The following is a 9,745-nucleotide window of genomic DNA, read 5'->3' on the forward strand; positions in this document are numbered from 1 at the left end:
AGGCGGCTTGCCGAGATGAAGGAATTAAGCAGCAGCGCTTGCGAGGTGGAGCGTTGGGGACGATTCGAGCTGGCGCTGAAGGGGCCGGCCGAAGGGAACCCGTTCCGCGACGTCAGCCTGTCGGCCCGGTTCCAATACCGGAACCGGATCGTGGAAGCGGATGGCTTCTACGATGGAGACGGAGTGTACCGGATTCGCTTCATGCCCGATCAGCCGGGCGTCTGGCGCTACGAGACGCGCAGCAGCTGCAAAGAGCTGGACGGGGCTTGCGGCGAATTCGTCTGCATTCCCCCGTCCCCGGGCAATCACGGCCCGGTGCGCGTCAAGGACAGCTATTTGTTCGAATACGAAGACGGGACGCCTTACTGGGCGTTCGGTACGACCTGCTACCACTGGACCCATTACAACGACGAGCTGGAGGAGCTGACGCTGCAGACGCTGAAGGGGTCGCCGTTCAACAAAGTCCGAATGTGCCTGTTGCCGACGCGCGATATGAGCCCCGCAGCGTTCGCTTTTGCCGGGACGTGTCCGGAGGACGCCGATACGACGCGCTTCAATCCCGCCTTCTTCGCGCATCTGGAGAAGCGGATCGACGATTTGCAGCAGCTCGGCATCGAGGCGGATCTCGTGCTGTTTCATCCGTACGACAAGGGGCATTGGGGCTTCGACCAGATGGACGGGGAGACGGACCGTTTTTATTTGCGTTATGTCGTCGCCAGGCTGGCTTCCTTCCGCAACGTCTGGTGGTCGCTGTCCAACGAGTACGACTTTAATAGGTACAAAACAGAGGCCGATTGGGACCGGCTGCTGCAGTTCGTGCAGCACCGCGATCCGTACCAGCACCTGCGCTCCATCCACAACGGCACGAAGATGTATAAATCTTCGTCTCTGTACGATTTCTCGAAGCCGTGGGTCACGCATCAGAGCATTCAGCATTGGGATGCGGAGCTGACCTCCAGCTGGCGGGAGGCGGTCGCCAAGCCGATCGTCATCGACGAAATTTCTTATGAGGGGAACAGCTCCAGGCGCTGGGGCAACATCAGCGGCCAGGAGCTGATTCACCGCTTCTGGGAAGCGATGACGCGGGGCGGCTTCGTCGGCCACGGCGAGTCGTTCATCGATAAGGAGACGAAAGCCTGGATCTCGTCGGGCGGCAGGCTGTACGGGGAAAGTCCGGAGCGGATCGCCTTCTTGCGCCGCATCATGGAGGAAGGGCCCGAGGACTGGATCAGGGCCAGGCAGGAAGGCACGTACATGCTGCTTTATTTCGGCCGCCGCCAGCCGGCCTGCACGACCCTCGATCTGCCCGCGGATGCGTCCTACCGCATCGAGACGATCGATGCATGGGAGATGACGGTGACGCCGCTTGCCGGGACGTTCAGCGGAACGACCCGGGTGGCGCTTCCCGGCAAGCCGTATATCGCCTTGCGGGTCCGCAAGCAACAATGAACGGCACGAGAGCGCGCCAGACAAGGAGGAGGTTCAGCTGAAGACGACGCAAGAGGTTGAACGCTGGGGAATTTTCGAGCTGACGCTGCACGGCCCTTCAGGAGGCTGCCCGTTCGCGGATGCGCAAGTGATCGCCCGGTTCGCGAACGGGCGCCGTATGGCCGAGGCGGAAGGCTTTTACGACGGGGATGGCTGCTACCGCATCCGGTTCATGCCGGATGCGGAAGGCGTCTGGACGTACGCGACGGAGAGCGGCTGCGCGGAGCTGGACGGCGTCAAGGGGCAGTTCGTGTGTGTCAGGCCTTCCCCCGGCAATCATGGCCCCGTCCGGGTGAAGGACTCCACCCGCTTTCAATACGCCGACGGGTCGGGCTTCGTGCCGATCGGCACGACCTGCTACGCCTGGCACCGGCAAAGCGCCGAGCGGCAGGAGCGGACGCTGCGCACGTTGGCCGGCGCGCCGTTCAACAAAGTCCGGATGCATGTGCTGCCGGGGGACGAGGACGCGGCCGCAGGGGCGGAGCCGGCGCGCTATCCGTTCGCCGGGACGCCCGAGCAAGGCTTCGATTACCGCGCGCTGCAGCCGGATTACTTCGCCCATCTGGAGCGAAAGGTCGGCGAGCTGCTGCGGCTTGGCATCGAGGCTGAGCTGATCCTGTTCCGCCCGGACGGGGCAGGCGGCATACCGGGCAGCGGGGCGATGGCGCCGGAGGATGACGAGCGCTATTTGCGCTATGTCGTCGCGCGGCTCGGCGCGTACCGCAACGTCTGGTGGTCGCTAGCCGACGAATACGACGCGATCGACCGCCGGCCTGCGGATTGGGCCCGCCTGTTTCGGATTTTGCAGGAATGCGACTGCGGAGCCCATCTGCGCTCGATCCGGAATCGGCAGGCGTGGTACGACTTCGGCGTCCCCTGGGTGACGCATGCGAGCATCCGTCAGGAGGAGGTCAGGGTCGCCTCCGACGCCACGAAGCAGTACGAGAAGCCGGTCGTCATCGACGACTGCGGCAGCGAAGGCAATCTGGACGACCGCTGGAGCAGCCTGACGGCGGAGGAAATGCTGTGCCGCATCTGGGAAGGACATTGCCGCGGCGGCTACGTGACGCACAGCGAGACGCTGCTCTCCGCGGAAGGCACCGTATGGCGGTGGCAGGGGGGGGAGTTGCTCGGCGACTGCGCGAGCCGGATCGCTTTTATGCGCGGCATTCTCGAGGATGCGCCGGGCCATGTCGCTTACGGCAAGGACCGGCTCGATGCGGCTACGCTGGAGGCGAGCGGCGAATATTATTTGCAGTACTTCGGGCCGCACCGCTTCGCTTACCGCGTATTCGATCTGCCGGAAGGAAAGTATGCAGTGGATATCATCGATACATGGAACATGACCGTCACGCCGCTGGACGGTTTGTTCGAAGGAAGATTTCGAATCGATCTGCCGGGCAAGCTGTATTACGCCGTGCGCATTCGGAGAGTGTGACGGCGCAGCCGGTCCATGCACCATCATCTTCTGATCGGGGAGAGATTTTATTTGGAAAAACTGCGGAAATCTGCTCAAAACGCGAAGCTGTGGTATGAAAAACCGGCCAAGTCGTGGACCGAGGCGCTGCCGATCGGCAACGGGCGGCTCGGCGCGATGATTATGGGCAAGGTGAACCAGGAGCGGCTGCAGCTTAACGAGGATTCGATCTGGTACGGCGGCCCCGTGAACGGCGACAACCCGGAGGGCCGGAAATATTTTCAAGAGGTGCGCCGGCTGCTGCTGAACGGGAAGCAGACGGAAGCCGAGGAGCTGGCCCAGATGGGGCTTATGTCCATTCCCAAGTCGCTTCATCCGTACCAGCCGCTCGGCGATCTGCACTTTTATCACGACGGGGAGAAGAAGATGATCTCGCACTATTACCGGGATCTGGACATCGAGCAGGGCATTGCCCATGTGTGCTACTGTCTCAACGACGTGCAGCATGTGCGGGAGATGTTCAGCAGCGCCGTCGATCAGGTCATCGTCGTGCGAATCGCCTGCGACCGTCCTGCCAAGCTGAACCTGCGGCTGCACCTGAGCCGCCGGCCTTTCGACGAAGGCTCGCAGGGCATCGATCACGATACGATTGCGATGAGCGGCGAATGCGGCAAGAAGGGAGTCTCGTTCTGCGCGGCGGTGAAGGCGGTGCCGGAGGGCGGATCGGTGAAGGTGATCGGCGATTTCCTCAGCGTGCGCCAGGCGGAAGCGGTCACGCTCTACCTTGCCGCGGCCTCGACCTTCCGCCATATGGACCCGCAGGCGGAATGCATCCGCCAGCTGACCAAGGCGGCGAACAAGGGATACGAGCGGGTCAAGCAGGACCATATCGCGGAGCATACGGCTAAATTCCGCCGCGTCCAGCTGGAGCTGAACCCGTCCGAGGACAGCGGCGGCGCTTCCCTGTTGCCGACCGATGCCCGGCTGCAGCGGTTCAAGGAGGGGGGAGAGGACCCCGGCTTGATCTCGCTGTACTTCCAATACGGCCGCTACTTGCTGATGGCCTGCTCCCGTCCCGGATCGAACCCGGCCAACCTGCAGGGCTTGTGGAACGAGAGCTTCACGCCGCCGTGGGAATCCAAATATACGATCAATATCAATACAGAGATGAACTATTGGCCTGCGGAAGTGGCGAATTTGCCCGAATGCCACGAGCCGCTGTTCGACCTGATCGACCGGATGCGCGTCAACGGCCGGATTACGGCGCAGAAGGTATACGGCTGCCGCGGCTTTGTCGCTCACCATAATACCGATATGTGGGGCTCGACCCAGATCGAGGGCAATTTTATGCCCGGATCGATCTGGCCGATGGGGGCGGCCTGGCTGTCTCTCCATCTGTGGGAGCATTACCGGTTCGGCCGGGACGAGCAATTTTTGCGGGAGCGGGCTTATCCGGTGCTGAAGGAGGCCGCCGAATTTTTCCTCGATTATTTGTTCGAGGATCAGCAGGGGCGCCTCGTCACAGGGCCCTCCACCTCGCCGGAGAACAAATTCATCGGCGCGGACGGCAGCGTCGGCTGCCTGACGATCGGCCCGTCGATGGATACGCAAATCATATATACGCTGTTCCGCGCCTGCCTGGAGGCGTCGAAGGCGCTGCAGGTCGACGAGCCGCTGCGGGAGCAGTGGGAGAACGTGCTGCGCAAGCTGCCGCAGCCGCAGATCGGCAAGCACGGGCAGCTGCAGGAATGGGTGAACGACTGGACCGAGGTGCATCCGGGCCACCGCCATATCTCCCACCTGTTCGCGCTGCATCCGGGCGAAATGATTCACGTGCGCGATACGCCGGAATGGGCCCAGGCGGCCCGGCGGACGCTCGAGCGCCGGCTCGAGCACGGCGGCGGCCATACGGGCTGGAGCCGGGCGTGGATCATCAATTTCTACGCGCGGCTGGAGGACGGGGAAGCCAGCTACGAGCATTTGCGCCTGCTGCTCTCGCTGTCGACGCTGCCGAATCTGTTCGATAACCATCCGCCGTTCCAAATCGACGGCAATTTCGGCGGGACAGCCGGCATCGCCGAAATGCTGCTGCAATCCCAGCGCGGCGAGATCACGCTGCTGCCCGCACTGCCGTCGGCCTGGCGGAGCGGCCGGGCGAAGGGGCTGCGCGCCCGCGGCGGCTTCGAACTCGATCTGGCGTGGGCGGACGGCGCGCTCGCGCGCTGCGAGCTGCGGGCGAGCAAGGCCGGCCCGTGCCGCATCTCCTGCCGGCGCCCGGCGCTGCCGCTGGTTGTGGAGACGGCAGGCGGCATGCCGGTTGCCGCCGAGCTTTCGGGCGATGCGCTCGAATTCGCCGCCGCGGAAGGCGCCGTGTACGTTATCACGCCGGACGCCGGCGCCCGGCAGCAGCATGAGGCCCGCCGCGCCTCGGGCGTATAAGGGTTAGCGGCTTGCGCTTAGGCGCCGCTGAGCAGGCAAGGCCACCTGGATGAATGGTGGCCTTGTTTGCGTGGGGCGCAGCTTTTAGGCGTTCTCCCTTCTCTGAAGGCGTTTGCCCAGTGGAGCCAAGACTCCCGCATCAGCGCATCCGTCCCCTTCGGGATGGGACACAAACTCTAACGCTGCTGACAAACTCTATTTCGAAGAATGTAGCGTTTTAAAAAATGTAAGGAAAATGAGCGGCGCTATTTGGTCAGAAACCGCGATTTTCGCTAGCCGAAAGGCGAAATAAGGTGGCTGGCAAGCGTTGCAATTTCAAATCGGCCGTTTCGAGCCGCATAAGCTTTATGTCGAGCGTTAGCGCGGGCCGCGGCTGAAAAGCCTGCCATTTCCGGGACGGGGCAGACGGTCGAATCCTCCCTAAAAAAAGCATGAACAACCTATACATGTTTTTTTGCAGTGGTGTAATCTAAAGTCAGTGAGGTGAGAGCGATGGACTTTCTCAGGCCGGAGGATTACCTTCCGAAAAAATCGCATATATCCGATTGGAGCCGGTACGGCATCGGGCTGATCGGCTGCGGCAGCATCGCCAACACGGCGCACTTGCCCGCATACCGCAAATACGGCTTGCCGGTTGTCGCCTGCTGCGATGTGAGCGAGGAGGCGGCGCGCGCGACGGCGGAGAAATTCGGCATTCCGCGCTGGACGACGGACGTCCGGGAGCTGCTCGCGATGGACGAGGTGCGCATCATCGATCTGGCGATCCACCCGAAGCCGCGGCTGGAGGTGCTGCGGCAGATCGGCCAGGCGCCGCGCCCGGTGCTCTGTCAGAAGCCGCTGGCTCTCGATCTGGAGCATGCCTTCACGCTGGCCGAAGAAGCGGCCCGGCTCGGCATCGTGCTGGGGGTTAACCAGCAGGCGCGCTGGGCGCCGGCGCACCGGGCTTTGAAGCAGGTGCTTGGGCAGCAGCTGATCGGCGAGATATACAGTATCCATCATTATATGCGCTCGTTCCAGGATCAGCCCGGCTGGTGGTGGACCAAGATGGAAAACTTCAATATCGTCGACCACGGCGTGCATTATGTCGATCTGTGCCGGTACTTCAACCCTTACCCGGAAGAATGGTCGCGGGTTCACTGCACGACCGCGCAGCTTAAGGAGCAGAATGCGATCGACCCGCTGATCTATTCGGCCAATGTCGAATTCGGCCCGCCCGGCGGGCGCAATCCGCTGATGGCGTCCCTTCACTTCAACAATATCGTAAGGGCGAGCCGCTCCCACAGCAACACATGGTGGATCGACGGCACGGAAGGCAGCCTGTGGTGCACGCAGGATACGCTGTATATGGCTTTAAATAAGCATAAAAATGTGATTCATGAGATCAGGCTGAAGGGCAGCTGGTTTCCGGACGCCTTCGCCGGCTCGATGCTCGCGTTCATCACCGCCATCGACGAAGGCGGCGAACCGCCGGTTACGCCCAACGACAACCTGCAGACCGTCGCCATGACGACGGCGATGGTCATCTCCAGCCGCGAAGGGCGGACCGTTGAAAGAACGGATGTGCTGAAAGGGAGCGAACGATCGTGAACCGACTCGGTTTTATGAGCTACATCTATATGGGCTGGTCGGCCGAGGCGATGGCAGAGGAAGCCGGCAAGCTCGGGCTTTCCTCCGTGCAGCTCGACCCTAGGCAGAAGGGGCTGCAGTTGATGGACGACGAGCCTTTGTCGCCGCTCCGCGCCGAGCAGCTTCGCCGCCTGTTCGAGGATCGCGGCATCGCCGTCGCCGGCTTGTCCGGGTATACGAATCTGATGAACCCGAATCTGGAGAAGCGGGAGTCGAAGCTGCAGCAGCTGGAGAAGCTGATCGACCTATGTCCGGCTTACGGAACAAGGTATATCGCGACGGAGACGGGCAGCCTTCATCCAACCAACTCATGGCTCGACGATGAAGGGAACCGCAGCGCCGCAACTTGGGAGCAGCTGCTGCGCATCGTCGACCGGCTGCGCGGCCGGGCGGTGAAAAGCGGCGCGGTGCTGCTGCTGGAAGGCTTCGCGCTCAACGTGCTGGCCACGGCGGAGCAGGCCGCCCGCCTGCTGGAGAAGCTCGGCAGCGAAGGGCTCGGCTTCGTGATGGATCCGTTCAACTATTTGACGAAGGCTGACTTCAGCCGGCAGGCCGAGGCGATGCGGGACATTTTCGACGCCATCGGCGGCTGCTCGCCGATTGCCCACGCCAAGGACGCCTTGTACGACGAGAGAGGCTTCACGACGCCGAGAGTGGGCGCAGGCCAGGCGGATTGGCGCATTTATGCGCAGCTGCTGGCCGAACGGCTGCCGCACGTTCCGCTTATTCTGGAGCATGCGAAGCCGGAGGAAGTGAGCGAATGCCTGGCGCTGATCCGCCAGTCCTTCGGGGGCGCGGAAGACCGGTCCGGGAGGCAAGCGCAATGAAGCAGCGGCCGAGGCTGGGCATTCAAGGGCCGGTCGTCGCCTGGCAGGACCCTTGGGCGGGAGAAGCGTCGGACCGGATCATGCGGACAGGGACGGGAAGCGTCTGCCCGTCCCAGGACCCGAGGCCGGAGCCGGGGGCGTTCCTGGAGGCGCTGAAGGATTTGGCCGCCGACTTTTACGTTCATCACGAGATTCCCGGCATGCCGGTTGCGGAGCTTTGCGCGGATTTGGCGGCGGCGGGGCTCGACCTGTGTCTGGGCAACGAGTACGGCAACATCAACGGCCCCTGGCGCCCCGGCACGAACCGCTACGATGTGCCGGACGAGACGATTGCCCAGGCCGTGCGGTCGGTTCGCTGCATCGGGCTGCTGTACGACGAGCCGGAGCATCTGCAGATCAATGCGGGCCAATACCGCAAGGACGGCTGGTACCCGCACTGGGGCAGCACCGACGGGCTCAGCCTGCCCGCCGCGCGTGCGCTTGTCGAAAGGGCCGTGCGCTCCCGCGTCAGGCAGGTGCGGGACGTCGCCGGGCGCAGCGGGGCCGATCCCGATTCGGTACCGCTCGTCTCGGAGCACGTCTTCCCCGTCATGTTCCATACGTTCGCCCGGGCGGGCATGGACCTGTGCCCCAAGATTATGAAGGAATCGTTCCAGCCGCTGCAGCTGTCCACCGCGCTCGGTGCGGCGCTGCAATACGGAAGAAGGCTGTGGATCTGCGCCGATCTGTGGGGGCCGGATACGGGCGAATGGTTTACCCGCTTTCCCGGCTTTCCGGGCCATTCCCCGCAGGAATTCGAATCTGCGCTGAAAATGGGCTATTTGATGGGACCGTCCCATCTGTTCGTGGAAAATGTCGACGTGCTGTTGAGGCATACGGGCAACGGATTCGAAAAGACCGAGTACGGCGAAGTGTGGCAGCAGTTCGTCCGCCAGTTCGTTGCCGAGCATCCTTTGACCTGGAGCCATCGCGACGCGCAGGCCGATATCGCTGTCATTCATGCAGACGACGGCAATTACGGGCAAAACGAGCGGCTGTTCGGCAACCGCGTCCCGGAAGGCGGCGAGCAGTCGCGCAGCGTTTTTCATATATGGCATGTGCTCAGCCGGGGAACGATGCCCGCTCACGGCAGCTGCATGCATATTCCGGGCTACGAGTTCCCGAGACATGCGCTCAAGAAGAAGGTTCCGCTGGAGCGCTTCCCGCTGGCCAAAGGAACGGTCGCTGCCGCGGGAGGCGGCGTGCACCCGCTGTTTTACCCGCTGCGCAGCGTGCTCGCCTTCGACGATCAGGTTGACGCCCGTCAGCTTGGGCAACCTCAGCTCGTCGTCATCGGCGGCTCCTCGCTGTCCGACCAGACGCTGTCCGCCGCCGTTGCCAGAGCGGAGGACGGCGGCACCGTCGTCATCGCCGCATGGCTGCTTCCGGCGCACTGTCCGTCCGCATGGAAGGAAAGCGGCAGGCTGGGGCGCGGCAGCTGGATCGTCACGAACGATTTTCTGGAGCCGCGCGTGCGGGAGGCCATCGAGCCACTACTCGGACCGGCCGACTGCTGGACGCAGCGCTTCGGGGATACGGAAATCAGGATGTACCCTGGGGATGCGGGCGGCTTTACGCTAAATTTTGAAATCCACTGATCGGGATTGACGCCTATGCACCTTGCGCGGCACCATCAGAAGGATGAAAATGTGCCGCGAACCGGGGGCTATTTTCAAGTTAGTGAGCAAATGTTGTATTTTGTACAACAAAAATGGGGGGAGAACCCCTATTTGCGGCTCAATGTTGTAAAAAGTGCAACAATTTGGGCGATATTCCCGGATTTGAAGCCAATCGCCCCTAAATTGTTGCACAAAATACAACATTCTCCTTCCTCTAGGGCGAAGAGACCGGAAAATGTTGCATTTTTTGCAGGATTTGTCGCTTCATGCGCCTGGGTGTGCCCGGGGAG

General features: G+C 62.6%; 8 protein-coding genes. 6 read left to right on the forward strand and 2 right to left on the reverse strand.

From position 1 onward, the window contains the following. Positions 1 to 15 precede the first annotated feature (15 nt). The 6 genes from F591_RS0121760 (at position 16) to F591_RS0121785 (ending at position 9,434) form a co-directional block, all read left to right on the forward strand. Positions 16 to 1,449: a DUF5060 domain-containing protein gene (locus tag F591_RS0121760; protein ID WP_019536730.1), complete on the forward strand. Its 1,434-nt coding sequence runs from the start codon at positions 16 to 18 to the stop codon at positions 1,447 to 1,449. Then, the gene (locus F591_RS0121765; protein ID WP_245581099.1) at positions 1,367 to 2,926 is read left to right on the forward strand and encodes a DUF5605 domain-containing protein; all 1,560 of its coding nucleotides are present in this window, start codon (positions 1,367 to 1,369) and stop codon (positions 2,924 to 2,926) included. Before F591_RS0121760 ends, F591_RS0121765 begins: the two co-directional genes overlap by 83 nt. Positions 2,927 to 2,941: 15 nt before the next feature. After that, complete coding sequence (locus tag F591_RS0121770) at positions 2,942 to 5,344, forward strand: glycoside hydrolase family 95 protein (protein ID WP_019536732.1); 2,403 nt, start codon at positions 2,942 to 2,944, stop codon at positions 5,342 to 5,344. Between the two features lie 492 nt (positions 5,345 to 5,836). Next, complete coding sequence (locus tag F591_RS0121775; protein WP_019536733.1) at positions 5,837 to 6,931, forward strand: Gfo/Idh/MocA family protein; 1,095 nt, start codon at positions 5,837 to 5,839, stop codon at positions 6,929 to 6,931. Continuing rightward, on the forward strand, positions 6,928 to 7,797 hold the full coding sequence (locus tag F591_RS0121780) for a sugar phosphate isomerase/epimerase family protein (protein WP_019536734.1): 870 nt from the start codon (positions 6,928 to 6,930) through the stop codon (positions 7,795 to 7,797). The genes F591_RS0121775 and F591_RS0121780 overlap by 4 nt, the downstream gene beginning before the upstream one ends. Then, positions 7,794 to 9,434: a hypothetical protein gene (locus F591_RS0121785; RefSeq protein ID WP_019536735.1), complete on the forward strand. Its 1,641-nt coding sequence runs from the start codon at positions 7,794 to 7,796 to the stop codon at positions 9,432 to 9,434. The genes F591_RS0121780 and F591_RS0121785 overlap by 4 nt, the downstream gene beginning before the upstream one ends. Here the strand turns inward: F591_RS0121785 and F591_RS33000 are convergent. Both F591_RS33000 and F591_RS32415 read right to left on the reverse strand, forming a co-directional pair. Continuing rightward, entirely contained in the window at positions 9,414 to 9,647 is a 234-nt protein-coding gene (locus F591_RS33000; RefSeq protein ID WP_245581100.1) for a hypothetical protein, read from the reverse strand. The two genes, F591_RS0121785 and F591_RS33000, sit on opposite strands and share 21 nt — an antisense overlap. Then, positions 9,563 to 9,745: hypothetical protein (locus tag F591_RS32415; RefSeq protein WP_211217617.1), on the reverse strand; the 183-nt coding region annotated here is incomplete at its 5' end. The genes F591_RS32415 and F591_RS33000, both read right to left, overlap by 85 nt.

This window comes from Paenibacillus ginsengihumi DSM 21568, assembly GCF_000380965.1.
GTDB classification, from domain to species: Bacteria; Bacillota; Bacilli; order Paenibacillales; family NBRC-103111; genus Paenibacillus_G; species Paenibacillus_G ginsengihumi.